Raw genomic sequence first — 23,166 nt, 5'->3', positions numbered from 1 at the left:
TACCTTATGCTTAAAATACCGTTATGCACAGGGTTAACATGCTGAATAAAAACAACTTTAAACGTTGCCACATTTTTTTCACAATGTCTTCGATTTCGTTAATGTAACGCACTGAAATGCGCGGTGAGTGACCAAAAAGAGACATTTCCGCTTGCAGGGAATGCGCAATCCAGCCCTTTTCAAGGTCGACGGGAAGGCAGGATGCGGCCGTCCAGCACCACCAGTCCGGCGGCAATCAGCAGCATGCCGGCGATGTCCGTCGGCTCGAGCGTTTCCCCGAGGAACAGGTAACCGAGCAGGACCGCGCTGGGCGGCACCAGCAGCGTCACCAGCGAGGTGTTCGTCGCACCCGCACGGCTCATGATCCGAAAGAACAGGATATAGCCGTAGGCCGTGGAGATCAGCGCCAGGGCAAGCACCGCGACGACGGAGGTGATCGGCGGCGTCGGCAGTCGCCAGGGCGTGTCGATGGCCAGAGCGAGCGGTAACATGATCAGCGTCGACGCGGTCAGCTGCCCAGCCGCGGACACGGGCGCCGCCAGTCCCCTGAAGCGCTTGCCGTATGTCGCGGCGAAACCATAGCTGATTGCCGCAATGACCGGAAAAAGCAGCGCCCAGAGGGGGATGCCTTCGCCTGATTGCAGCCCGGGCAAGGCGCTCGGCCCAATCAGAACGGCCGTTCCGGCAAGGCCAAGCAGGCAGCCGGCGATCTTTGCAAGGCTCAGCTTCTCGTCATGCGTCAGCACATTGGCGATCAAGACGGTCCAGACCGGCGTCGTGGCATTGAGAATCGCGGCGAGGCCGGCACCGATCTGCGTCTGGCCAAAGAAGATGAGCGTGTGCGGAATGGCATTGTTGATCAACCCGAGCAGCAGAAATTGCGGCCAGCGCGCCTTGAACTCGCGATAGATGTCGTGACGGCCGAACACATAGATGTGCAGCGCCAGGGCCGCGAGCGCCACGCGCAACAGAACGAGCGTCAAGGCCGGCACATGCTGGATGGCGATGCGCGCAAAGAAGAACGAACCGCCCCAGATCAGCCCCAGCAGTGCCAGAAGGCCCCAGGTGGCCGGTGTCATCCGGTAATGCAATCCATCCGTTTTTGCGTGCATGCGACTTGACCTTCCCCCGGTTCATTCGGAACATACCGAGGGGTAAGGCTTGAAACGGGATTTATCCACCCGATTCCTGAGCTTGGCCATCGACACGAGGACGATCCGCTGGAGCCGCTGACGACACAATCCATCGCCGCTGCCGCGCATGAGGGGCAGGGGCTTATTCCCATCGCGATCGTCGTGGCGGTCGCAGCGCTGCTCGGGCTGGGCTTCCTGCGTCTGCGTCAGCCGCCGCTGGTCGGCTTCATCCTGGCGGGCGTCGCGCTTGGGCCGACCGGGTTCGGCTTCATCTCCTCCAGCGGCAACGTCACGCTACTTGCCGAGATGGGCGTCGTCGTCCTGTTGTTCTTCATCGGCATGGAGCTCTCGATCAAGGCTTTCGTGCTCAGCCTGAGGCAGGCGCTGCTTGTCGCCGGCGGCCAGGTTGTCGCCGCCATCATGGCCGCCGGCCTGATTGCCTTGATTACAGGGGCCAGCCTGGCGGAAGGGCTGATCCTCGGCTTCGTCATCGCCATGTCGTCCACCGTCGTTGCTATGAAGATGCTGGAGGATATGGGCGAACTGCGCAGCGAAACAGGGCGAATTGCCGTCGGCGTACTGATCGCCCAGGATATCGCCGTGGTACCGATGCTGATCCTTGTTTCGAGCCTCGGTGGCGAGGACATGCGGATCGCCGCGATCGCAGTGAAGATGCTGATCGCCATCACCATCCTTGCCGCCTTGCTATGGTGGTTCGGCCGGCATGGAAAACTCAGGATTCCGTTCAGCGAGGCGGTCGAGGACAAGGTCGAGATCCTGGCGCTCGGCGCACTTGCCGTCTGTTTCGGCGCGGCGGCGATTTCCGGCCTTGCCGGCATGTCGCCCGCCTATGGCGCCTTTCTGTCCGGCATCGTCATCGGCAATTCCACCCTGCGAAGCCGCGTCATCCCGGTGATCGAGCCGATCCAGAGCGTGCTTTTAGTGGTGTTCTTCCTGTCGATCGGGTTGCTGATCGACCTGACCTTCATCGGCGAGAATTTCTGGTCGGTCCTCAGTGCCGCGCTGATCGTCATTGCCGCCAAGACGGTGCTCAACATCTTCCTCCTGAGAAAGACCGGATCGTCACCGCAGATCGCCTTGATCGCCGGCCTGTCGATGGCGCAGATCGGCGAATTCTCCTTCGTGCTGGCGGCTGCCGGCTTGAGCGCCGGCGTGCTGCAGTTCGATACCTACAAGGTCGCAATCGCTGTTACCGCCGTCACACTCTTGGTATCGCCGGTGTGGGTCAGCGTGATGCACCGGCTGGAGAACATCGCTTCCGAGCATCTTTCGACCTACCGCGAGGCGTTTGCAATCGCCTATGCGCGCGAACTGAGCGAGGTGTCGAAGGGAGGGGCAGCGCTCGCGGACGCCCGTTGGTCGCTTCGCCTGCGGTACCGGGCGTTGCGCCTTGCCCGCCACCACCGGCGGCGGGCGCGTATGCACGGCGTGCGTGAGACAGACGTTAAAGAGCGTTGAGAACCGTCTCCGTCGCCCAGCCGTCAGCCGGCAGGCCAAGGCGCAGCTGTTCCTTCTGCAGCGCGGCGCGCGTACCGGAACCGAGGATGCCATCGATCTTGCCGACATCGTGGCCCATGGTCTGAAGTTTCACCTGAAGCGCCTTCATGCGCTCGTCGCTCAATCCCTGTTCAGGATTGCCGCTCTCATAGGGCGGCGCGCCGGCAAGGCGGGTGGCGAAATAGGCGGCAGAAGTCGTGTAGATGAACGACTGGTTCCATTCGAGATAGATGTTGAAGTTCGGATAGGTCATGAAGGCAACGCCATGGCGCCCCTGTGGGACGACCACCGAGGCGGGAAGCTGCGAAAACGTGGTGTTGCCGTCGCGCGGCTTGACGCCGAGTGCGAACCAGTCGCCGGCGGTCATGCCGGACTGCAAGCCGGTCTTCTCCCAGGGCAGATTTTCCGGCAGGCTCACTTCCTGGATCCATGGCTGGCCGGCCGTGAAGCCGAGGCTCTTGATGAACTTCGCGGCCGTCAGGATCGCGTCCGGCGTGCTCTGTTTGAGGTTCACGTGGCCGTCACCATCGCCATCGACGCCTTGAGCGATAATGTCCTCCGGCAACATCTGTACCTGGCCGATTTCGCCGGCCCAGGCGCCAGTTGTCGTTGCCGGATCGAGATCGCCGTGCTGGACCATCTCGATGGCGGCGATCAGCTGCGGGCGGAACATTTCCGGGCGGCGGCAGTCATGCGCCAGCGTGACCAGCGCATTGCGCGTGTTGAAATCCCCCTGGAACGCCCCGAAATCCGTCTCCATCGCCCAGAAGGCGGTGATCACCGGGGCCGGAACGCCGAATTCCCTTTCCGCCCGTTCGAAGACCGCGGCATATTCCTTCATCTTCTTGGCGCCGATGTCCAGCCGTGCCCTGCTGACGGTGCGCTGGGAGAATTCGGTGAAGCTCTGCTTGAAGACGCCCTGTGCCCGGTCACGGCTCAGGACCTTCTCGGAAATTGCAGCGCCGGCGAGCGCGCGGTCGACTGCTTCTGCCGGAATACCCTTGGCAATCGCCTCGGCCTTGACGCCTTGCAGGAAGGACGCGAGGTCGCCGCCGCATGGGGCTGCCGGCGCGGTCGCTTGCTGCGCAAGGGAAGACGAGGTCAGAAGGGTGATGAAGCCGATCGAAAGAACGGAGCGCAGTGTGCCGCGTGTCATCGCAAGTCCTTGTTGTCGGGCCGGGACCGGCCGGATGCGGCCCGCAAAAGAGCCGCGGTTGTCGTGAAATGATGGAAGCCGCTGTCGCACGGCAATGGGGCGGAAACAAGAAACACGCCCCTGAAGCGCGCATCACGGCAAAACGGATCCTCGTTTCCATGCATGTCGCTATCCGAAACCCGCAGCACACCGTTGGGCGACGTGCCTTCGTCGCTCAATTCTCGACCTGTTCGCGCGCTTTCGAAACGGCTGCCACCCAATTCTTCCAGTTCTTGGGCGACCCCGCAAAGACGTTTATGTCGGCGTCGCCGTCAATGCCGGGGATGACGCCCGTGCTGGTATATTGCCAGAAGGCCCAGCGGCGCTGCGGGTAGATCTCCGTCGGGTGCTTGGCAACCGACCGAACCCAGAAATGATAGTCGTTGAACTGGCCGACAAGATTGTCGCGGTGGAAGTCGACCGAGGTGTAGATGATCGGGCGCTTGCCGTAGTGCTGCTCCAGCCGGTCCATGAAGCGCTTCATCTCGCTCTGTACGGTCAGCGGCGAAGGCCGGTAGCGGCAGGTCTTCGATTCGCCGTTCCATTCGACATCGATGACCGGCGGCAGATAGACCGCGCTCTTCGGCACATTGGCGATGAACCAGTCGGCCTGCTGATCAGCCGTCGAGCAGAAATAGTAGAAATGATAGGGCGCGTAGGGCAGCCCGGCGGCGCGGGCGCGCTGCCAGTATTCGTTGAACCGCGCGTCTACCCTGTCCTTGCCTTCCGTCGCCTTGATGAAGGCGAACGAAACCCCGGATTCCTTCACCTTGACCCAGTCGATCTCGCCCTGCCACTTCGAGACGTCGATGCCGTGGATATTGTGATTATACGGCGTGCGTGCGCCGAAATCCTGCGGGTCCTTGTCCTGGAACTTTGGCGGGATCGATGCGGTGGAAACCAGATCGTAGTCCGTCGACGTGCAGCCGGAAAGAAGCGTCACAATAGGCAGAAGAGCCAGGAATAGCCGGCGCATGAGGTTCCCGTTCTGAAACGATCGACGACGATGCCTCACACGATGGTGCCCGCTGATGTGGTGATTCCCCCGGAGGCGTGAGCCCCATATTCGCCACATCATGGTAAAAATTGAGTTAGTTTCAAGCCGCAATTGTCGAAATGGCATTGCCGCCACCGCCCGCCGGTTGATCCGGCCTTGGCGCGGCGCGTGATGCGCAGCCTGCGACGGCTTATTTCGACGAGCGGGTATAGACGAAAAGCCAGGCATAGCCGCGGCCGATCGGCCGGAAGTCGACGGCATCGCCGAACCTCGCAGCGTTGGCCTTGAGCACGGTCACCATCGCCTCGCGCGGCGTCACGTGAAAGCGCTTCAGCCATGCCTGGAGCAGGCGCTGGAACAGACGCGGCAGTCGTTCCTGCTGGCCGAAATCGGCGATATGGAGCGAGCCGCCGGGATTTAGCGCGGCAATCGCCGCGCCAATCGCCCTTTCCCAGTCCGGGATCATCGACAGCGCATAGGAAATGACGATGCGGTCGAAGCCGGTCTCGCCGAATTCCGACGGCTGGAAATCGGTCGCGTCGGCGACGCGCAGAACCGTCTTCGTCCGCCCGGGCCCGCCCAGTTTCGCCTCGGCCGACACGAGCATTTCAGCCGAGATGTCGAGCCCGAACAGGCGCGCCTGCGGAAAACGTCGGCCGATCAGCGCCAGATTGCGCCCGGTGCCGCAGCCGATTTCAAGCACGCTGCCGCCGGCCGGAACATCAAGCCCACGGATCAGCGTGTCGCGGCCGAAGAGGTAGTATTTGCGAGTCAGGTCGTAGAAATGCCGCTGTGTGCGGTACATTCGGTCCATGCGCTGGGCATGGCTGGCGCCGGTATCGATCGCCGTCATGCCGTTTTCCTGTAGATATGGAAACCGCCATAGATGGCAGAGCGATCCTTGAGGTTCAGGGCCTGCGACTTGTCCGCATCGTAGTGCCACTGGCCAAGCAGGCCCTGCGATACGCGGCCCTCCAGGATGCTGGCTTCCGCGGCGGTGCGGAAGATCACGACGGCGCCTTCCGCCGATGTGCGGGTAATTTCGCTCCACAGGTCGTTGAGCTGGCGGTCGCTCATCCAATCCTGCGCATCGAGCAGGACGTAGCGGTCGACGGAACCGGCCGGCTTCCTTGCGAGAAGCTCGGTGAAGCTGGCGTGATGGACATGCACGCGTTCGGCATTGTTGCGGATCGTCTCGTGACGGCTGGCCTGCAGGTAGACCGGCAGTTCGCCTTCATGCGGCAGCGGATAGCGGCGGGCAAAGGCCTGCCAGGCGAAATAGTTTTCCTTCAGCGGGAAATGGCAGGAAAGCTTTTCGAGACGCTGGCGCAGCACGCCGGCCAGCGACTTTTCCTCGCTCAGGCTGGCAAGCTCGTCAAACTGTTGCGGCGGTATGCCAAGTCCGAACAGCGAGCTCTTGCGGCTGGTGATCCAGCGGATCACCGGGCGGTCGAACAGGGGCGCCAGCCGCTCGTCGAAGAACTGCCGCTGTTCGCGCATCGAGCGGGCATTGGCAAGCTCGCTGGGATCGACGCCGTGCAAGCGCGCCAGAAGATGACCGAGGCTGATGAAGCGGCCGAGCAGGCCGGTGCGGTAGATGTTCTTGCCGAAAACCCGGATGCGGCGCTGGCCTGTCAGGCTGCGGCTGTTCCAGTATTTGCGTGTCGCGGTGTCGAGCTTGGGCGCGAGGAACATGTCGAAGGCCTGGACGTTGCTGGCAACATCGTGCCGGGCAAGGAAGCGAACGACATCCGCATGGGTGGGCAGGTGGCGGAAAGCGGCAAGCTTCAGCCGGTTGAGCGCGATATGATGTCGATTGAGATCAACGACGTCGATGCGCTCGGGTGCGGCAGAGAGATAGGCGAGCATGTTGCAGCCGCCCGACCCGATGGTGACGATATGGTGTTCCGGCCGGATCTGCATGGCGGCCATGTCGACGGCCGGGTCCTCCCAGATCTGCGGATAGACGAGACCGGTGAAAAGCAGTCCGAAGAGCCGCTCCGAAAGTCCGTCGAGCGTCAGCGCCTTGTGCTGGATCAGCGCAGTTTTAAGCTTGTGGTTCTTTTTGCCATAGCCTGCATCGGGGGCGAGATCGGTCATGTCAGCCTGCCATCTGTGGAAGTTGGAAGGCTTCTAAGACGAGTCCGCTACACTTTGATGACGGAAGGCTTATGCAAATTCCGGTTCACAAAAGGCGCTTGCGTTTGCATATGTTGGATGAAGCGATCGTTGCCGGCAGCGCGAATGACGTGAATGGTCGCTTCTCTTTCGGGGTCGGTTTGTGCCGCGTACGTGATCGCCAGTTTGTGCTACCAACAGGCGAGACAGCGGCGCGATCAATAGGTTAGAAACATTTCTCGCGCCAAAGTGATTGCCATAAACCCTTCCTAAAAGCATGAAATCCTGTTTTTGTGGCGGTGGCGAAGCAAGGGCGGTGCGTATGCGCAGACGATTGTTATGGCTTGCGGGCTCGGTGTCGGTCGCCATGGCGGCGATTGCCGGCTGGCTTGTTGTCATGCCGCCAGAACTGCTGCGCGTCGGCGACAGCTATGCCGCCAAGATTGTCTGCTCAAGTGTTTTCCTGGCCGGCCGCGACGCCGATGAGGTGCTCGCCGAGGACGTCCAGGCGCCCGGGCATCCGCTGCTGCGCCTGGTGCGCATATCGGTCGATGAAACCCGCAAGGCGGTGACAGCCCGCATGTTCGGCTTTGCCGCTCCGGGCCATGCGATCTACCGCGAGGGTCTCGGATGCACCAATGTCACTGAAGGTGAGTTCGCCGCATTTCCGGGCAACCGGCAGCTTCGCCGCAGGCCGCCGCAGTCTGATGAGGGCAAACCCTGGCCCGACGGCAGCGGCGCAAACGTCAATCCCGTGGTGCAGACGCTGCTGACCGATCCGCAGCTTGCCGGGCCCGGCATGCGCGCTATCGTCGTCGTCAAGGATGGAAGGATCGTTGCTGAACGCTATGGGGAGGGTTTCAACAGCGGCACGCCGCTGCTTGGCTGGTCGATGACCAAGTCGGTAACGGCGGCGCTGGTCGGCCTGCGCATCAGGGAAGGGCAGATGGCGCTCGATCGTACGGAGTTGCTGCCGCAATGGCGAAACGACCCGCGCAGCCAGATAAAGCTGGGCGATCTTCTGGCCATGCAGAGCGGACTTCAGTTCAACGAGGATTATGGCGATGTGAGCGACGTCACCCGGATGCTGTTTCTCGAGGGTGACATGGCAAATTTCTCGGCTTCGAAACCGCTCGAGGCGCAGCCGGGCGAGCGCTTCAACTATTCCAGCGGCACGTCGACTATTCTTTCGCGGCTCTGGATGGACAGCTTCGACAGTATCCGTGAGGCGCTCACCTTTCCGCGCGCGGCGCTGTTCCGGCCGCTCGGCATGACGAGCGCGGTGCTGGAGCCGGATGCGCACGGCACTTTCGTCGGCTCCTCCTACATGTATGCCTCGGCACGGGACTGGGCCCGGTTCGCTCTCTTCCTGTTGCAGAACGGCAGCTGGAAAGGCGAGCAGATCCTGCCGCCGGATTTTGTCACCTTCATGCGTACGCCCACGAAGGCATCAAAGGGGCGCTATGGCGCAGGACATGTCTGGACGAAGCTCGGCAAGGATGGCGGCCCGCCATTGCCTGCGGATGCCTACTGGCTGCACGGGCATGACGGGCAGAGCGTGATGCTTTCCCCGTCGCTTGGGCTTGCCGTGGTTCGTCTCGGGCTCACGCCGGCGAGCCTGGGCTATGACGTGCGTATGCTGGAGGCAAAGGTCGTTGAGGCGGTCAATTGAGCGCCTCTGAAGAAATCCGGTGACTTCCGCCAGCTTTAAGAGACTTACTTCATGCCCAGCGTTTCAAGGAGGCCCTTGCGCTTGGCATGGTAGTAATAGCCGCTGGCATAGAGCTTGACGGCGCCGTCGTTCTGATTGTCGGCCACCATCCAGGCGCCGGCCAGATATTTCGTCGCATATTTCAGGTTGGTCTCGGCATCGAACAGGCCTTCAGGCGGACCTTCGTAACCGAGGCCCTTGGCGGTGTTGTAGCGGATCTGCATCAGGCCGTAGTTGCCAGCATGATAGGCGCGCGGATTATAGGTGCTTTCGCGCTTCACGACGCGATGAACCAGTTCCTCCGGAATGTTGTTGAGCTTCGCATAATAGGCGATCAGGCGGTCGAGTTCAGGACGCGAACTGGTCGGCTTTTCCGCGCCGGTCAGCGACGCCAGCATCTCCTTGGCACCGCCCAGTGCCGCCGCCGCGATCGACGGTTTTTGCACCGGCACGATCATGCGCTTGGCCACCAAGGTCTCGAGACCAACCGGTTCCCCGGTATCGAAATCCGATTCCATCGCGGCCATCATCATGCCTTCGGGAATCTGCGGAGACAGGGCAGTGGCGGTGGCGGTCTGGTCCGCGGCCGCCGGGACCATGGCCATTGCCGTCTGCGGCAGCGCCGATGGGGTCGCGGCCTGCGCCGACACCTGCGGGGTGACCAGCGGATTTGCCGTCGGGACAGCGACGGCCATCCGGGCGGCGGCCGGGACGCCTTCAGTGCTCGCGCCGACCGGTGTTGCGGCGGGATTCTCGCCGGGCTTCATCATCGCGGTCTCGGCCGCAAGCGCTGCGGCCGTCGCGGTCGCTGCGCCATCGGGGGTCGGCAGAGCGTAAGCCGTCATTTCCGTTCCAGGCTTCGGCAGCGGCGTCACCGTCTGCACCGCCATCAGTTGTTCCATCGGGGTTCGCTCGACGCTAGAGCATCCGCCAACAAGCGTAACAGAGGCCAGAGCACAGGCCGCAACAGCCGGTTTTGAAACGAAAAAACGGAAATTTGCCATGCTGTCGCTTTCCTGCTGTCAGGCCCCGCAGCCCCCTGCAAATCGGCAGCCGAGAGCCGCCATCTATGAATCTTCATTAACTCATGGGGCAGGGAACCGCAAGCACGGGACGCCGTTTCAGGCGCCGGCGCGCCGCAGGCCAGCGGTCAGGAGGCCGGCCCCGATCAACAGCGAGCCGCCGGCGCGGTTGACGATGGCCTGAACTTTCGGCTTGCGAATCGTGCTGCGGGCGGCCGAAGCCATCAGGGCAAAGGCCGTTGCATTGATCGCCGCGAGCACCAGAAATGTCGATTCGAAGATCAGCATCTGGCTGAACAGGGGACGGCCGAGATCAAGGAACTGCGGCAAGAAGGCGACGAAGAAGACGATGCTCTTCGGGTTCAGCGCCGTGACCAGATAGGTGTGCAGAAAAATCCGCAACGGTTTCTCGGCCGGCACTGTCATCGTCGCGTCGGCGGTTTCGGTCGCGATCGGCGTTCGCCACAGCTTGATGCCAAGCCAGACGAGATAGGCGGCGCCCACCCACTTCAGAACGGTAAAAATCGCCGCCGATGTTGCCAGCAGTGCGCCGAGGCCGACCATGGAGGCGGTCATCGCCGTGAAATCACCGAGAGCGACGCCGGCAACCGTGGCGCCTGCAATCTTGCGTCCGTGTCCGAGCGCGTAGGAGATCACCAGGAGAATGGTCGGGCCTGGAATAGCGAGCAGGATGGCAGAGGCGGCGACGAAGGCCAGCCAGTGTTCTATCGACATGAAAAAGGCTCCGTCTGGACGTGGCGTTCGATCGAGGAAGCCATGCGCAAACGGAGCCGTCAATAGGCATTCCAACCGGCGAATCAGCCCGCGGGAGACCATTTCTGGCCGATGACATCCATCACTTCGCCGAACCACTTGACCGAGGTGTCGAAATGCTTGCCGCCGCGGATGCGCGGGAATTCGATTGTCCGCAGCCTGCCGCCCTGATCCTCGTCGTGACCGGTGACGCCGGAGACCTTGTTCAGCGCGCTTTCGACGGCGAGATCGACCATACCCTGGATAAGACGCAGGTCATCGCCATTGGCCGGTGCCGAGCGGGCGTAGTAGCCGGATTTCTGCACCATCGAGCGTTCGGCGCCAAGCAGGGCTGCGAACTGCTTGGAGAACCAGCCCCCGACATTGATCGTGTCGATCTTCACATGGCCAAAGGCGTCGCGCTTGATTGTCTCGCCGGCAGCCTCGCGCTCGGCAACGACGGCGTCAAGGCACGCGCCTTCGCTGACGAACAGGGTCACGAAGCCCGCCTTGTCCATCGTGGCGCGCAGACGCGACGCCTCGGCTTCGAGGTCGAAGGCGGTTTCGGGCAGGTAGAGCCCGTCGATGTTCTTCATCTTGGCGTTCATCATGAAGCCGTCGACGAATTCCTTGTCGTCGGTCATCTGGATGTAGGCACGGGCGGTGGCGGCGGTCAGCCAGCCGCAATGGCGGCCCATGACTTCATGCACGACGAGGGTGCGCGGCGCGGCACTCTGTTCGTTGCTGACATGGTCGAAGAACTTCGCACCGTATTCTGCTGCCGTCCAGGCGCCGAGCGACTGGCGGATCGGCACCACGTCGTTGTCGACCGTCTTCGGCAGGCCGACGACGGTGAGGTCGTAGCCATTGGCGCCGAGGTAGGCGGCGAGATCGGCTGCCGTCGTATTGGTGTCGTCGCCGCCGATCGTATGCAGAATGGTGATTCCATCGGCAGCGAGCTGCTCGGCAGCAACCCGCAGGGGGTTCTGGCCGTCCTTGACGAGGCCGCGCTTGACGCAGTCCGCGGCATTGGTGAGCTTCACGCGGCTGTTGCCGATCGGCGAGCCGCCATGGCGGTGCAGGATAGCGGCCTTCTCGCGCATGTCGCGGGTGATCTCGATCCGGTCGGCAAGAAGTAGACCCTGGTAGCCGGATCGATAGGCAACCAGCTCGATATCCGGCGCGATGTCGGTGTAACGTTCGATCAGGCCACCGACGGCGGAGGACAGGCAGGGGGCGAGGCCGCCTGCGGTCAGCATTGCAACTTTCTGTTTGGGCATGAATGTCTCCTCGGGATTTCGGCAAGATCGTTCGAGGTCTGTCTAGCGCAAATCCCTTGGAAGTTAAATGACGTCCCGTCATCGAGGCAGAGGTGCAAGCCTATCCAATGCGCGCTCTGCGCGCCCCGAGCGCCAGACCTGGATGCGTCGGATCCACCGATGGAAATAGTGAGGTGCCATCACAAATTCGTCATCTGGGCCGATTCGGCGGGTTCCACGCCTTGCAATCTGCGTCAACATCTGTTCAAGCTGCTTCATAAGCCGCCCGCCTATTGCGGTCGCACCGCTGTGTCTGCCTCTTCGCACTCGTCCATGGGCGATTTGCCCGTGCTGCCGCCTCCCGAAAGCAATGTGGCTCAGCAACGATAGGAAAGAACGTGCCTATGTCACTTTGGGATCGCATCCTCAGCATCGTCACCGCGGCGGGCAACGCGCTTGCCGGCGTGGTCGAGGCGGTCCGGACGCTGTTTGAAGGTGACCCGGAGACGCGCCGCAAGGTGGCTTTTTCGGTCGCCATGATCGCGCTGTCCGCCAAGATGGCAAAGGCCGACGGCGTCGTGACGGAGGCCGAAGTGTCCGCATTCCGGGATATATTCAAGTTTCCGGACGATCAGGCGCAAAACGTTGCGCGGCTGTACAATCTTGCGCGCCAGGACGTCGCCGGTTACGAAGCCTATGCCGAAAAGATGGCGTCGCTCTGCGTTTCCTGCGAGCAGCATTGCCCGCTGCTGGAAGATATCATCGACGGCCTTTTCCATATTGCCAAGTCGGATGGCGCCCTGCACGAAAAGGAGATCGCGTTCCTGAGGCGCGTCGGTGAAATCTTCGGCATGGACGAAGAGCAGTTCCAGGAAATCCTGGCGCGGCATGTTCATCCGTCCGGTGCCAATCCTTACGAAGTGCTCGGCGTCTCGCCGAAGGACGACTTTTCGATCATCCGCACACGCTACCGCGTGCTCGTCTCGGAAAATCATCCGGACATGCTGGTTGCGCGCGGTGTGCCGGAAGAATTGCACGCGATCGCCAACGATCGCATGGCGGCTCTCAATGCTGCCTATGAGGCGATCGAGAAAGAACGCCGCGCTGCATGACGCTCTTCGCCTGTGACTACGCGGCGGCGCGCGCCGTGCCATCGCCCAACCATGGCGAAAGGGCAGCCGGCCTGAAACCGGACATGATCATTCTGCACTACACCGGCATGGAAACGGCGGCTGCCGCGCTCGACTGGCTCTGTCGTGAGGAAAGCCAGGTTTCCAGCCACTATTTCGTCCATGAGGATGGGCGAATCGATCAGCTCGTTACCGAGGATCGTCGCGCCTGGCACGCCGGCAAGAGCGTCTGGAAGGGCGAGACAGACATCAATTCCCGTTCGATCGGCATCGAAATCGCCAATGCCGGTCACCTCGGCGGCCTGCCGGATTTTCCCCCGGCGCAGATCGAGGCGCTCGCCGAATTGTGTCGGGATTGTGGCAATCGCTGGTCTATCGCCCCCGAACGGGTGCTTGCGCACAGCGATGTGGCTCCCATTCGCAAGGTGGATCCGGGAGAAAAATTTCCCTGGGATGCGCTCCATTCGCGGGGCGTCGGGCACTGGGTTTCGCCGGCCCCGATCGGCGGCGGACGATTTTTCCAAAAGGGCGATCAGGGCCAGCCAGTCGAAGCGGTTCAGACGATGCTGTCGCTCTATGGCTACGGAATTGAAGTGACAGGCATTTTTTGCGAGAAGACGGAGGGGGCGGTTGCCGCCTTCCAGCGCCATTTTCGCCAAGCCCGGGTCGATGGCATCGCCGATATTTCGACCCTCGATACACTCCACAGGCTCCTGTCCGCGCTGCCGAATTTCAGCCGCTGAGCGGACTTGCGACGGCGGTTTTCCGCAGATTGCCTGAGCCCTCCTGTTGCAAAATTTGTGCACTGCCACATGATCGTCAAGATGCCGGGGTCTTTTGCGGCCGTACCGAATTGCAGGTGATTTCGAGGTGCATCGCCTCTTCCTGCTGATGACGAAGATCGGAATGCAGACGGCAGGGCGGGGTGCGCCCACATGCTGCTGTGCCCGAAAGTGGAGATTTCAAGCTAAATGAGACTATCGCATCTTGCTGCGACTGCGGCATGCTTCTGCATGCTCTTTTCCGGGGTTGAAACGTCGTATGCCGAGGGCATGGACAAGACCATCACTTCCTCCATCACGCCAGCCACGAGAACCACGGGTTATCCTGCGCCGGGCGCCTCCGTCGAGACTGCGACCTATAGCGGCCTCATCCAGGTCTATGCAAGGCAGTACGGCGTTCCGGTCGATCTCGCCCACGCGGTCGTCAAGGTCGAAAGCAACTTCAATCCCAAGGCACGCGGCAGCGCCGGTGAAATCGGCCTGATGCAGATCAAACCGGCGACGGCCCGGATGATGGGTTATACCGGGGGCAAGGGTGGCCTGTTCGATCCAGAGACGAACATCAAGTTCGGTATGAAATATCTGGCCGTGGCGCATGAACTGTCCGGCGGCTTCACCTGCGGGACGATCCTGCGCTACAATGCCGGTCACGGCGCCACGAGGATGAATCCGGTGTCGCGCCGTTATTGCGGCAAGGTCCAGAGCATCATCAACTAGGCGCTGGGGGTGCCGGATCGGGTTGTCAGTGCCGGCATTTTTCAACTTCACAGATGCCAGCCCGCAAATGCCATGCTATCTCCGTCGGATCGTTTTCAAGGACGGCAGGCATGGGGCAAACATTCGATTTCATCATTGTTGGCAAGGGAATGATGGGCGCGGCCTCCGCCCGCCATCTGGCCCGCAGCGGCGCCAGGATCGCGCTCATTGGGCCGGACGAGCCGGAGAACTGGTCGAGCCACGAGGGCGTTTTCAGTAGTCATTACGATAATGGCCGCATTACCCGCACGATCGATCCCGATCCCGTGTGGGCCTTGCTGGCCCGGCGGTCCATCGAGCGCTACGACGAGATCGCGAGCGAGAGCGGCGTCGGTTTCTACAGCCAATCCGGCTGCCTGATCGCGGCACCTCTGCCGGGTGGCGAGGATCGCACTCTCGACAACGTCATCTGCGCCCGTGACCGCCTCGGCGTCGACGCACCGTTCGTCGGGGAACGGGATCTTGCCGATCAATTCCCCTGGTTCCGTTTTCCGGTCGGTTACGGCGGTGTGTTCGAACCCCGCCATGCCGGGCATATCAACCCGCGGGCGCTGGTACGGGCACAGGTCGCTCTTGCTGAAAAGGCCGGCGTCACGATCATTGGCTCGGAAGTCGTCTCGGTCGAGGAGGGCGGCGAAACCGTCTCGGTGCGCACTGTCGATGGCGCCGCGTTTATCGGCGGCCGCGTGCTCGTTGCCGCCGGCGGATTTTCGATCTCCAGGCAATTATTGGCCCGGCCGCTCGATCTCGTCGTCAAGGCTCGGACGGTTTTGTTTGCCGAAGTGGCGGAAGACGACCTGCCCCGTTTTGCCGCGATGCCGTCGCTGATCGGTTCGGCGCCGCGGCAGGACGAGAGCTATTACCTGCTGCCGCCGATCCGCTACCCCGACGGCAAGTCCTACATCAAGATCGGTGGCGATCCGAGCGACATCAATCTTGGCAGCGAGGGTGAGGTGCGGGCCTGGTTCCGCGGCGGCGCAAATCAGGCAGCAGCCGACCATATGGCAGGCTTGCTGTCTCGTGTCATGCCTACTTTCAGGCCGGCATCGCTCAAGTGGAGCCCTTGCGTTACGACCTTCACCCGTCACGGTTACCCCTATATCGGCTTTGCCGGATCGGATCGCATCGCCGTCTTGACCGGTGGCAATGGCATGGCGGCAAAGAGCTCGGACGAGATCGGGCGGCTCGGGGCGTTGCTGCTCGAGAACGGCCAGTTGGATACGCCGGAATACCAGACGGATTTTTTGGTCTGCCACCGGTAGAAATGCGGACGGCGCCGCCTTATTTTCTTTTATCTATGGCAATTGGCGGATGCGTCGGCTATGCACCGCCTGCCAGTTGGCCGGGCAGCCGCTCTCCGCTAGGGCCGAAAGGCTGCGGGGGGAGGAAAGTCCGGGCTCCACGGAAAGACGGTGCCGGATAACGTCCGGCGGGGGCGACCCCAGGGAAAGTGCCACAGAGAGGATACCGCCTGCCTTGGCAGGTAAGGGTGAAAGGGTGGGGTAAGAGCCCACCGCGCACATGGCAACATGGGTGGCAAGGCAAACCCCACCGGGAGCAAGACCGAATAGGGATGACGTGGAGTGCGCAAGCGCTCCGGCCTTTTCCGGGCCAGTCATCCGGGTGGGTTGCAGGAGGCAGCGCGCAAGCGTTGTCCCAGATGAATGGCTGCCACGTTCCGGCTTTCGGGCCGGGGCCATACAGAACCCGGCTTATAGGCCAACTGGCAAATTCTCCTTTTCCCGTTTCCGGCGATCGCGATTTCAGAATCGCGTATCCGCTTGAATGCTTATTAGTTTTACATATTGCTAATATTTAGGATGATCATTTTTTCCGGCGATGATTCGACAGTGAATCCAAAGCATTGAAGGGGCTGTCGTAACCATTTGTTAAACTTAACGGACTATCAATATTTGCTGACGACGCGTGCCTAAATCAAGCAAATCCCATTGACGCCCATATGGTCCCATGTTATCCCAATCATGCACAAAGCACGGGCTGATTCAGGCCGATTCACCGCAAGTCTCGGGGCCTCCAAACGGAGGGTTTTCGAACGGGCATGTCGCCCGCTGGTGGAGTGTTGTGCCTTTTGAGGGTGTGTGCGGGCCGTTGGGGCTTGCACGTTTACCGGAAACGGCAGTATCGCGTCATGAACCGCTTCCTGTCGCATGCGACAAACCGGATCGATGCAAAGGGGCGGGTTTCCGTTCCTTCGATGTTTCGCTCTGTTCTGTCGGCACTCGATATTCGGGAGCTTTATTGCTTTCAGGATTTCGTCTTTCCGGCTATCAGCGCCGGCGGTCCGGAGTTGCTGGACCGTTTCGAAAGGCAGATCGGCGGCGAGGATCCATTTTCGCCGCAGGCCAATCAGATGTCGCTCTTGATTCATGGGGGCGGGGTCTTCATGAAGCTCGACCAGGAAGGCCGATTGATGGTTACGGATTTCATCCGCGACTTCACTGGCATCACCACGGAGGTGACCTTCGTGGGGCGGGCGGATCATTTTCAGTTGTGGGCGCCACAGGTGTTTCTGGAACGCCAGGCGGCGGCGCGGGAAGAACGCCGGTTGCGAGGTCAGCGTTCGGACTAGAGTGGAGAAACGGAATGATGGCGGATCAAGGCGAAGGCTTACCTGATGCCGATGCCGATGGCGGACCGGTCCGTCACATTCCGGTTCTTCTCCCAGAGGTGCTTGCGAGCCTCGATCTCGCCCCCGGCAAGATCGTTCTCGATGGTACCTTTGGTGCTGGTGGTTACACCTCGGCCATTCTGGCGGCCGGTGCCGACGTGATCGCGCTGGATCGCGATCCGGCGGCAATTCAGGCCGGGCAGTCGCTGGTTGAGGCGAGTAAAGGCCATCTCACCCTCATTCATTCGCGGTTCTCCGATCTTGCGCGTTATGCTCCCGAAGGCGGGCTCGACGGCGTCGTGCTCGATATCGGCGTTTCCTCCATGCAGATAGACGAGGCCGAGCGTGGCTTCTCTTTCCAGAGGCGCGGTCCGCTCGACATGCGCATGTCGTCGGACGGAGTTTCCGCGGCAGACGTCGTCAACCGGGCGAAAGTTTCGGACCTCACGCGCATCTTCGGATTCCTCGGTGAGGAGCCGCAGTCGGGCCGCATCGCCCGCGCCATCGAAAAGCGCCGGCTTGAAGAGCCCTTCGTTACGACGCGGGATCTTGCGGGTTTGATCGAGATCGTTACGCCGCGCAAGGCGAAGGACAAGATTCATCCGGCCACGCGGGTCTTTCAGGCGTTGCGCATCTTCGTCAACGACGAACTCGGCGAGCTTGCCAGGGCGCTGTTTGCGGCTGAGCGAGTGCTGAAGCCCGGCGGGCGGCTGACCGTCGTCACCTTCCACTCGTTGGAAGATCGGATCGTCAAGAAATTCTTCCAGGATCGCTCCGGCAAGGCCTCCGGTTCGCGTCACATGCCGCTGGTGCATGAGCGTGCGGCAACCTTCGCACCAGTTGGCAAGTCTATGGTGGCGGCCAGTGAAGACGAAGCGTCCAGGAACCCGCGCGCCCGGTCCGCCAAGATGCGGGTTGGCGCCCGCACCGATGCCCCGCCTCAGGCAGATGATCTGTCCATATTCGATTTGCCGAACCTTGCGAGCCTTGGAAAGATTGGGGGGTGAGACATGTTGCGTACCTTTGACATCGTCCTGATCGTCGTCATGACGGCCGCAGCGACCGTCACCTACACGATCAAGCATCAGGCGGAAAACAAGCTTGAAGAAGTGCGCAGGCTCGAGGCGGGAATCAAGCTCGAGGAAGACACGATCGACCTGCTGCGTGCCGACTGGGCTCTGCTTACCCAGCCCAATCGCCTTGAAAAGCTGGTGACCGTCTATCAGCAGGACCTGCAGCTTGCGCCGACCGCCTCGACCCAGCTTGCCCGTCCGGAAGAGTTGCCGATGCTGAAGGCCGATCTGCCGCCGCCGCAGGACGTTCTCGAAGTGATGGGGATGGCCAAAAGCAAGTCGAAGAAGCCGGCAGCAAAGACGGATAACATTGCAACAGGTTCGGTGGCGCGCTGATGTCTTTTCTGTCCCGCATCATGGTCGTCAAGAGCAAGGCCCATTTCTCAGCCGGCGGCAACAATCATCCAGGCGATCTCAGTATCCCTTTCCAGGGAACCCGCAAGAAGAGCAGCAATCAAGCCAGAAGTCGTGTCGCGATCGTCATCGTCAGCTTCGCGGCGGTCTATTGCGTCATCGGCGGCCGCCTCGTGCAGTACGGTCTGGCGAAACCGGACACGGTTTCCAGCATCGGCCGCGCCGATAATCTGATGGCATCGCGCCCGGATATTCTTGACCGAAACGGTGAGATCCTGGCGACCGACATCCGCACGGTCTCGCTCTATGCCGAGCCACACAAGATCGTCGACGCCGACGAGGCGGTCGAGCAACTGTCGACTGTCCTGCCCAATCTCAACGTTGCGGAAATCTACAACAAGCTGAAATCCAAATCGCGGTTCCAGTGGCTGCGCCGCCAGCTCACGCCAAAACAGCAGAGCGAAATCCTGGCGCTCGGCATTCCCGGCATCGGCTTTCGGCCGGAAAAGCGCCGCTTCTATCCGGGTGGCCCCACGGCCTCGCATATCGTCGGCCACGTCAATGTCGACAATCGCGGCATCGCCGGCATGGAGCGCTGGATCGACAATCAGGGGCTGGCCGATCTTGCCGCCATCGGCATGACCAGCGATGCGAAACTTGAGCCGGTCAAGCTCTCCATTGACCTGCGTGTGCAGAACATCCTGCGCGATGTCGTCGTCGATGCCATGGGAAAGTTCAAGTCGCTGGCCGCAGGCGGCGTGGTGATGGATGTGAAAACCGGCGAAATTCTCGCCATGGTGTCCTATCCCGATTATGATCCGAACAAGCCCGCCGATGGCGCCAAGGAAGGTTGGATGAACCGCATGTCGAACGGCACGTTCGAGATGGGCTCGACCTTCAAGTCGTTTACGACCGCAATGGCGCTCGATTCCGGCAAGGTGACGTTGAAGGACAGCTTCGATGCCCGCTTCCCCATTCGCATCGGCGGCTTCACCATCAAGGATTTCCACGGCAAGCATCGTGTTCTGACAGTGCCGGAAATCTTCCAGTATTCATCCAATATCGGAACGGCCAAAATGGCCGATATCGTCGGCATCGCCGGTCACAAGGAGTTCCTGACCAGGATAGGCCTGCTTTCCAAGATGCAGACGGAACTGCCTGAAGTGAAGATGCCGAGCCAACCGCGCGAATGGAAGAAGATCAACTCGATCACCATTTCCTTCGGTCACGGCGTCTCCACGACGCCTTTGCAGACCGCAGTGGCGGGTGCGGCCCTGTTGAACGGCGGCCATCTCATCGAACCGACCTTTCTGCCGCGCACGGCACAGGAGGCAGCGGCGGCCTCGACGACCGTCATCAAGAAATCGACGAGTGACGATATGCGCTTCCTGTTCCGCTGGAACGCCGTCAACGGCTCCGGGAAGAATGCGCGCGTGCCGGGCTACAATGTCGGCGGCAAGACCGGGACCGCAGACAAGGTCGTCAACGGCCGCTATTCGAACGCCGCCAATTTCAACGCCTTTCTGGCCGGCTTCCCGATCGACAATCCGCGCTATGTGGTCCTGACCTTCATCGATGAGCCGAAAACCGACAAGGGCAATGGCGCAGCGCTTGCAGGCAATACGGCAGCTCCGATGGTGCACGACATCATCAGCCGCTCCGCGCCGCTTCTTGGTGTGGAGCCGAAGTTCGGCGAAGACGGTTCTGCCTTGCTTGTGTCTTATTGACCATGGAATGACAATCTGGAGGATTCGCCGCCCGGCGGATCGGTATAACTGAAAAGTACATCCATGAAGATCAAAGACCTGATCGGGAAGGATTTCCCGGAAATTGCCGCGCAGTTGAACGCCGCCGCCGGCGATATCGACATTGCCGCCATCACCGCCGATAGCCGGCAGGTCGTCCCAGGGGCGCTGTTCGTGGCGCTCTCGGGCAGCAAGGCGGACGGCAAGGCCTTCATCGATGACGCGATAGCGCGCGGCGTCGCGGCCGTGGTCGCAGGCGATAAACTCTCGAACGATGCATCAATACCGGTTTTCGCCGCCTCGGCGCCTCGCCGCGTGCTCGCGCTAGCCGCTGCAAATTTCTACGGGCGGCAGCCGCAGACGATGGTGGCGGTAACCGGGACGGCCGGAAAGACGTCGGTCGCCTCGTTCACCCGCCAGATCTGGGCCCATTGCGGCCACGCGGCGGCCATGATCGGGACCACGGGCGTGATTGCGCCCGGCCGCAATGATTACGGCTCGCTGACGACACCGGATCCGGTATCCTTGCACAAGCTGCTCGCGGAACTGGCCGATGCCGGCGTCACCCACGCGGCCATGGAGGCGTCGAGCCACGGGCTCGACCAGAGCCGTCTCGATGGCGTGCGCCTTGCCGCCGCCGGTTTTACCAATCTCGGCCGCGACCACATGGATTACCATCCGACCGTCGAGGATTACATGGCCGCCAAGATGCGGCTGTTCGACGGCGTGCTGCCGAAAGGATCGCCGGCGGTGATCTTTGCGGACGACGCCTGGTCGGCGGCGGCGATCACGGCAGCCAGGGCGGCCGGCCACGATGTTCTGACCGTCGGGCGCAAGGGCGACTATCTGAGCCTGAAGCGCGTCGAGCATTTCCGCCACAAGCAGATCGCCGAGGTTCACGTCGGCGATGAGATTTTCGAGGTGCACGTACCGCTGGCCGGCGACTTCCAGGTCTCCAATGCGCTTGTTGCCGCCGGTCTCGCCATGGCGACCGGCGTCGATGCCAAGGCGGCGATGGCGGCACTCGAACAGCTTCAAGGGGCGTCAGGCCGTCTCGAACTGGTCGGCCATACCAGGGATGGCGCGCTCGCCTATGTCGACTACGCCCACAAGCCGGATGCGCTGGAAAACGTCCTGACATCCGTCCGTCCGTTCACGACCGGACGTATCATCCTGGTCTTCGGCTGCGGCGGGGACCGAGACAAGGGCAAGCGGCCGATCATGGGCGAAATTGCCACTCGGCTTGCCGACGTGGTGATCGTCACCGACGACAATCCGCGTTCCGAAGTTCCCGAGACCATCCGCAGCGAAATCATGGCGGCGGCCAGGGGAGCCACCGAAATCGGCGACCGCGCGGAAGCGATCAGGGCTGCCGTCGCCATGCTGACATCCGGCGATACGCTCATTGTCGCCGGCAAGGGGCATGAAGAAGGGCAGACGATCGGCTCCGTTACCCTGCCTTTCTCCGACCATGCCGAGCTCCGAAAAGCATTGGGAGGTCAATGATTTGAGCTTTCTCTGGACAGTAAGCGACCTGATGGCGGCCATGCACGGCCGCCCGATGGGGAACCTGCCTGAAGGCATCACCGGCATCTCGATCGACAGCCGCTCCATCGCCAAGGGCGAAGCTTTCTTTGCGATCAAGGGCGACCGGGTCGACGGCCACGACTATGCCGGGATCGCGATCGCCAATGGCGCAGCGCTGCTCGTCGTCAGCGAAGCAAAACTGCCGGCGCTCGGGCGGCTGACCGCGCCGATGATCGTCGTCGACGACGTGCTGGAGGCGATGGTACGGCTCGGCTGTGCGGCGCGCGACCGCAGTGCCGCCAGGATCATCGCAGTCACCGGTTCCGTCGGCAAGACGACCACCAAGGAGATGCTGCGTCACGTACTGTCGCCGTCCGGCCGCGTGCATGCATCGGTCGCGTCGTTCAACAATCACTGGGGCGTGCCGCTGACCCTGTCGCGCATGCCCGAAAACACCGATTTCGGCATCTTCGAGATCGGCATGAACCACGCCGATGAAATCCGGCCGCTGGTCAACATGGTGCGTCCGCATGTGGCGATCATCACCACGATCGCTGCGGCCCATCTCGGCAATTTCAAGGATCTCGGCGAGATCGCCTCTGCCAAGGCCGAGATCATGGAGGGCCTGGTCGACGACGGCCACGTGATCCTCAACCGCGATAACGAGCAGTTCGAGACGCTGGAAAAGGCGGCAACCGCGCTTAGCGTTGCCCACGTGCACAGCTTTGGCAGCAGCGCGAAGGCCGATTTCCGCATGGTGGAGTTTGCGGGAGGGGCGGAAGGCGCGGTGCTCTGGGCGGCGATCGGCGGCAGGACGCTGGAGATCCAGCTGGGTGCGCCGGGCCTCCATATTGCAGAGAACGCCTTGGCGGCGATCGGCGCTGCTGCTCTCGTCGGGGCGGATGTGGATGCCGCGGTTGCGGCTCTTGCAACTTTGCAGCCCGAGAAGGGGCGGGGCGCAAGGTACCGCCTGCCGATAGGATCGGGTTCCTTCGTGCTGATCGACGAAAGCTACAACGCCAATCCGGCATCGATGCGCGCCGCCATCGCGCTCCTCAGGGATGCCGAACTGCCCGCAGGCGGGCGGCGTATCGCCATTCTCGGCGACATGCTGGAAATGGGCGAATTCGCGGGCAGGGTTCACGCCGAGCTCGCTGTGCCGCTGGTCGAAGCCGATATCCGCGACGTTTGGCTTGCCGGACCGGAGATGGCGCATTTGCGCGATGCGCTGCCCGAGGATGTTCATGTCGAATACCGTGAAACGGTCGATGAGCTGAAGCAATTTGCGCTCGGGTCGATCGCGGCCGGCGATGTGGTGATGATCAAGTCGTCGAAGGGGACCGGTTGCGGCAGGATCGTTGCGGCTTTGCTCGAGAAATATCCGCCGACATCCGGGACGGGGCACGCCGAATAAGGCTGGGACAAGGCTCTCGCGGCGCTGTTCCCTGCTGACACTCTTGATAC

20 protein-coding genes and 1 other RNA gene are annotated in these 23,166 nt (G+C 61.8%); 13 read left to right on the top strand and 8 right to left on the bottom strand.

Going from position 1 to position 23,166, the window contains the following annotated elements:
• Positions 1-179: 179 nt before the first annotated feature.
• Positions 180-1,112 (bottom strand): DMT family transporter, encoded by a 933-nt coding sequence (locus tag JNB71_RS04285; RefSeq protein WP_220370570.1) that lies wholly within the window; start codon positions 1,110-1,112, stop codon positions 180-182.
• A 183-nt stretch (positions 1,113-1,295) separates the two neighbouring features.
• Between JNB71_RS04285 and JNB71_RS04280 the strand changes: the two genes are divergently transcribed.
• A complete protein-coding gene (locus JNB71_RS04280; RefSeq protein WP_220370569.1) occupies positions 1,296-2,612 on the top strand; it encodes a cation:proton antiporter in 1,317 nt (438 codons plus the stop codon).
• On the opposite strand, the gene JNB71_RS04275 is transcribed toward JNB71_RS04280, so the two are convergent.
• The 4 genes from JNB71_RS04275 to JNB71_RS04260 all read right to left on the bottom strand — a co-directional run bounded on the left by JNB71_RS04275 (position 2,599) and on the right by JNB71_RS04260 (position 6,943).
• Complete coding sequence (locus JNB71_RS04275) at positions 2,599-3,807, bottom strand: lytic murein transglycosylase (RefSeq protein ID WP_220370568.1); 1,209 nt, start codon at positions 3,805-3,807, stop codon at positions 2,599-2,601. The two genes, JNB71_RS04280 and JNB71_RS04275, sit on opposite strands and share 14 nt — an antisense overlap.
• Positions 3,808-4,021: 214 nt before the next feature.
• On the bottom strand, positions 4,022-4,822 hold the full coding sequence (locus JNB71_RS04270; RefSeq protein ID WP_220370567.1) for a glycoside hydrolase family 25 protein: 801 nt from the start codon (positions 4,820-4,822) through the stop codon (positions 4,022-4,024).
• 211 nt (positions 4,823-5,033) lie between these two features.
• A complete protein-coding gene (locus JNB71_RS04265) occupies positions 5,034-5,696 on the bottom strand; it encodes a class I SAM-dependent methyltransferase (RefSeq protein ID WP_220370566.1) in 663 nt (220 codons plus the stop codon).
• Positions 5,693-6,943: a DUF3419 family protein gene (locus tag JNB71_RS04260; RefSeq protein ID WP_220370565.1), complete on the bottom strand. Its 1,251-nt coding sequence runs from the start codon at positions 6,941-6,943 to the stop codon at positions 5,693-5,695. Before JNB71_RS04260 ends, JNB71_RS04265 begins: the two co-directional genes overlap by 4 nt.
• 340 nt (positions 6,944-7,283) lie before the next feature.
• On the opposite strand from JNB71_RS04260, the gene JNB71_RS04255 reads away from it, so the two are divergent.
• Positions 7,284-8,633, top strand: coding sequence for a serine hydrolase domain-containing protein (locus JNB71_RS04255; RefSeq protein ID WP_220370564.1), 1,350 nt, complete (start codon positions 7,284-7,286; stop codon positions 8,631-8,633).
• A gap of 44 nt (positions 8,634-8,677) precedes the next feature.
• Here the strand turns inward: JNB71_RS04255 and JNB71_RS04250 are convergent, their stop codons facing one another.
• The 3 genes from JNB71_RS04250 to JNB71_RS04240 form a co-directional block, all read right to left on the bottom strand.
• Positions 8,678-9,676, bottom strand: coding sequence for a lytic transglycosylase domain-containing protein (locus JNB71_RS04250; RefSeq protein WP_220370563.1), 999 nt, complete (start codon positions 9,674-9,676; stop codon positions 8,678-8,680).
• 117 nt (positions 9,677-9,793) lie between these two features.
• The gene (locus tag JNB71_RS04245) at positions 9,794-10,429 is read right to left on the bottom strand and encodes a LysE family translocator (RefSeq protein ID WP_220370562.1); all 636 of its coding nucleotides are present in this window, start codon (positions 10,427-10,429) and stop codon (positions 9,794-9,796) included.
• A gap of 83 nt (positions 10,430-10,512) precedes the next feature.
• Positions 10,513-11,727, bottom strand: coding sequence for a pyrophosphate--fructose-6-phosphate 1-phosphotransferase (locus JNB71_RS04240; RefSeq protein WP_220370561.1), 1,215 nt, complete (start codon positions 11,725-11,727; stop codon positions 10,513-10,515).
• A gap of 383 nt (positions 11,728-12,110) precedes the next feature.
• Here JNB71_RS04240 and JNB71_RS04235 point away from each other — a divergent pair, with 383 nt between their 5' ends.
• The 11 genes from JNB71_RS04235 (at position 12,111) to JNB71_RS04185 (ending at position 23,116) form a co-directional block, all read left to right on the top strand.
• Positions 12,111-12,818: a J domain-containing protein gene (locus JNB71_RS04235; RefSeq protein WP_220371141.1), complete on the top strand. Its 708-nt coding sequence runs from the start codon at positions 12,111-12,113 to the stop codon at positions 12,816-12,818.
• The gene (locus JNB71_RS04230) at positions 12,815-13,579 is read left to right on the top strand and encodes an N-acetylmuramoyl-L-alanine amidase (RefSeq protein ID WP_220370560.1); all 765 of its coding nucleotides are present in this window, start codon (positions 12,815-12,817) and stop codon (positions 13,577-13,579) included. Before JNB71_RS04235 ends, JNB71_RS04230 begins: the two co-directional genes overlap by 4 nt.
• A gap of 228 nt (positions 13,580-13,807) precedes the next feature.
• Positions 13,808-14,335: a lytic transglycosylase domain-containing protein gene (locus tag JNB71_RS04225; RefSeq protein WP_220370559.1), complete on the top strand. Its 528-nt coding sequence runs from the start codon at positions 13,808-13,810 to the stop codon at positions 14,333-14,335.
• A gap of 110 nt (positions 14,336-14,445) precedes the next feature.
• Positions 14,446-15,636 (top strand): NAD(P)/FAD-dependent oxidoreductase, encoded by a 1,191-nt coding sequence (locus JNB71_RS04220; RefSeq protein WP_220370558.1) that lies wholly within the window; start codon positions 14,446-14,448, stop codon positions 15,634-15,636.
• Between the two features lie 72 nt (positions 15,637-15,708).
• Positions 15,709-16,105, top strand: an RNA gene (rnpB, locus tag JNB71_RS04215) — RNase P RNA component class A.
• Between the two features lie 418 nt (positions 16,106-16,523).
• Positions 16,524-16,964, top strand: coding sequence for a division/cell wall cluster transcriptional repressor MraZ (mraZ, locus tag JNB71_RS04210; protein WP_018326471.1), 441 nt, complete (start codon positions 16,524-16,526; stop codon positions 16,962-16,964).
• A 14-nt stretch (positions 16,965-16,978) separates the two neighbouring features.
• Positions 16,979-18,010 carry a 16S rRNA (cytosine(1402)-N(4))-methyltransferase RsmH gene (rsmH, locus tag JNB71_RS04205; RefSeq protein ID WP_220370557.1) on the top strand — a complete coding sequence of 344 codons (1,032 nt, stop codon included), beginning with the start codon at positions 16,979-16,981 and terminating at the stop codon, positions 18,008-18,010.
• 3 nt (positions 18,011-18,013) lie between these two features.
• Entirely contained in the window at positions 18,014-18,412 is a 399-nt protein-coding gene (gene ftsL, locus JNB71_RS04200; RefSeq protein WP_220370556.1) for a cell division protein FtsL, read from the top strand.
• Positions 18,412-20,157 (top strand): peptidoglycan D,D-transpeptidase FtsI family protein, encoded by a 1,746-nt coding sequence (locus JNB71_RS04195; RefSeq protein WP_220370555.1) that lies wholly within the window; start codon positions 18,412-18,414, stop codon positions 20,155-20,157. Before ftsL ends, JNB71_RS04195 begins: the two co-directional genes overlap by 1 nt.
• 63 nt (positions 20,158-20,220) lie before the next feature.
• On the top strand, positions 20,221-21,681 hold the full coding sequence (locus tag JNB71_RS04190) for a UDP-N-acetylmuramoyl-L-alanyl-D-glutamate--2,6-diaminopimelate ligase (protein WP_220370554.1): 1,461 nt from the start codon (positions 20,221-20,223) through the stop codon (positions 21,679-21,681).
• A 1-nt stretch (position 21,682) separates the two neighbouring features.
• Positions 21,683-23,116 (top strand): UDP-N-acetylmuramoylalanyl-D-glutamyl-2,6-diaminopimelate--D-alanyl-D-alanine ligase, encoded by a 1,434-nt coding sequence (locus JNB71_RS04185; RefSeq protein WP_220370553.1) that lies wholly within the window; start codon positions 21,683-21,685, stop codon positions 23,114-23,116.
• Positions 23,117-23,166 lie beyond the last annotated feature (50 nt).

The organism is Rhizobium herbae, from assembly GCF_019511375.1.
Taxonomy (GTDB): domain Bacteria; phylum Pseudomonadota; class Alphaproteobacteria; order Rhizobiales; family Rhizobiaceae; genus Pararhizobium; species Pararhizobium herbae_A.
The sequence above is the reverse complement of the archived record's forward strand: the minus strand, read 5'-3'. Positions and strand labels throughout refer to the sequence as shown.

Excerpts from the sequence above, each read along its gene's own strand:
- JNB71_RS04285 (WP_220370570.1), bottom strand. The coding sequence starts at position 1,112 with ATGCACGCAAAAACGGATGGATTGCATTACCGGATGACACCGGCCACC.
- JNB71_RS04275 (WP_220370568.1), bottom strand. The coding sequence starts at position 3,807 with ATGACACGCGGCACACTGCGCTCCGTTCTTTCGATCGGCTTCATCACC.
- JNB71_RS04270 (WP_220370567.1), bottom strand. The coding sequence starts at position 4,822 with ATGCGCCGGCTATTCCTGGCTCTTCTGCCTATTGTGACGCTTCTTTCC.
- JNB71_RS04265 (WP_220370566.1), bottom strand. The coding sequence starts at position 5,696 with ATGACGGCGATCGATACCGGCGCCAGCCATGCCCAGCGCATGGACCGA.
- JNB71_RS04260 (WP_220370565.1), bottom strand. The coding sequence starts at position 6,943 with ATGACCGATCTCGCCCCCGATGCAGGCTATGGCAAAAAGAACCACAAG.
- JNB71_RS04255 (WP_220370564.1), top strand. The coding sequence starts at position 7,284 with ATGCGCAGACGATTGTTATGGCTTGCGGGCTCGGTGTCGGTCGCCATG.
- JNB71_RS04250 (WP_220370563.1), bottom strand. The coding sequence starts at position 9,676 with ATGGCAAATTTCCGTTTTTTCGTTTCAAAACCGGCTGTTGCGGCCTGT.
- JNB71_RS04245 (WP_220370562.1), bottom strand. The coding sequence starts at position 10,429 with ATGTCGATAGAACACTGGCTGGCCTTCGTCGCCGCCTCTGCCATCCTG.
- JNB71_RS04240 (WP_220370561.1), bottom strand. The coding sequence starts at position 11,727 with ATGCCCAAACAGAAAGTTGCAATGCTGACCGCAGGCGGCCTCGCCCCC.
- JNB71_RS04235 (WP_220371141.1), top strand. The coding sequence starts at position 12,111 with ATGTCACTTTGGGATCGCATCCTCAGCATCGTCACCGCGGCGGGCAAC.
- JNB71_RS04230 (WP_220370560.1), top strand. The coding sequence starts at position 12,815 with ATGACGCTCTTCGCCTGTGACTACGCGGCGGCGCGCGCCGTGCCATCG.
- JNB71_RS04225 (WP_220370559.1), top strand. The coding sequence starts at position 13,808 with ATGAGACTATCGCATCTTGCTGCGACTGCGGCATGCTTCTGCATGCTC.
- JNB71_RS04220 (WP_220370558.1), top strand. The coding sequence starts at position 14,446 with ATGGGGCAAACATTCGATTTCATCATTGTTGGCAAGGGAATGATGGGC.
- mraZ (WP_018326471.1), top strand. The coding sequence starts at position 16,524 with ATGAACCGCTTCCTGTCGCATGCGACAAACCGGATCGATGCAAAGGGG.
- rsmH (WP_220370557.1), top strand. The coding sequence starts at position 16,979 with ATGATGGCGGATCAAGGCGAAGGCTTACCTGATGCCGATGCCGATGGC.
- ftsL (WP_220370556.1), top strand. The coding sequence starts at position 18,014 with ATGTTGCGTACCTTTGACATCGTCCTGATCGTCGTCATGACGGCCGCA.
- JNB71_RS04195 (WP_220370555.1), top strand. The coding sequence starts at position 18,412 with ATGTCTTTTCTGTCCCGCATCATGGTCGTCAAGAGCAAGGCCCATTTC.
- JNB71_RS04190 (WP_220370554.1), top strand. The coding sequence starts at position 20,221 with ATGAAGATCAAAGACCTGATCGGGAAGGATTTCCCGGAAATTGCCGCG.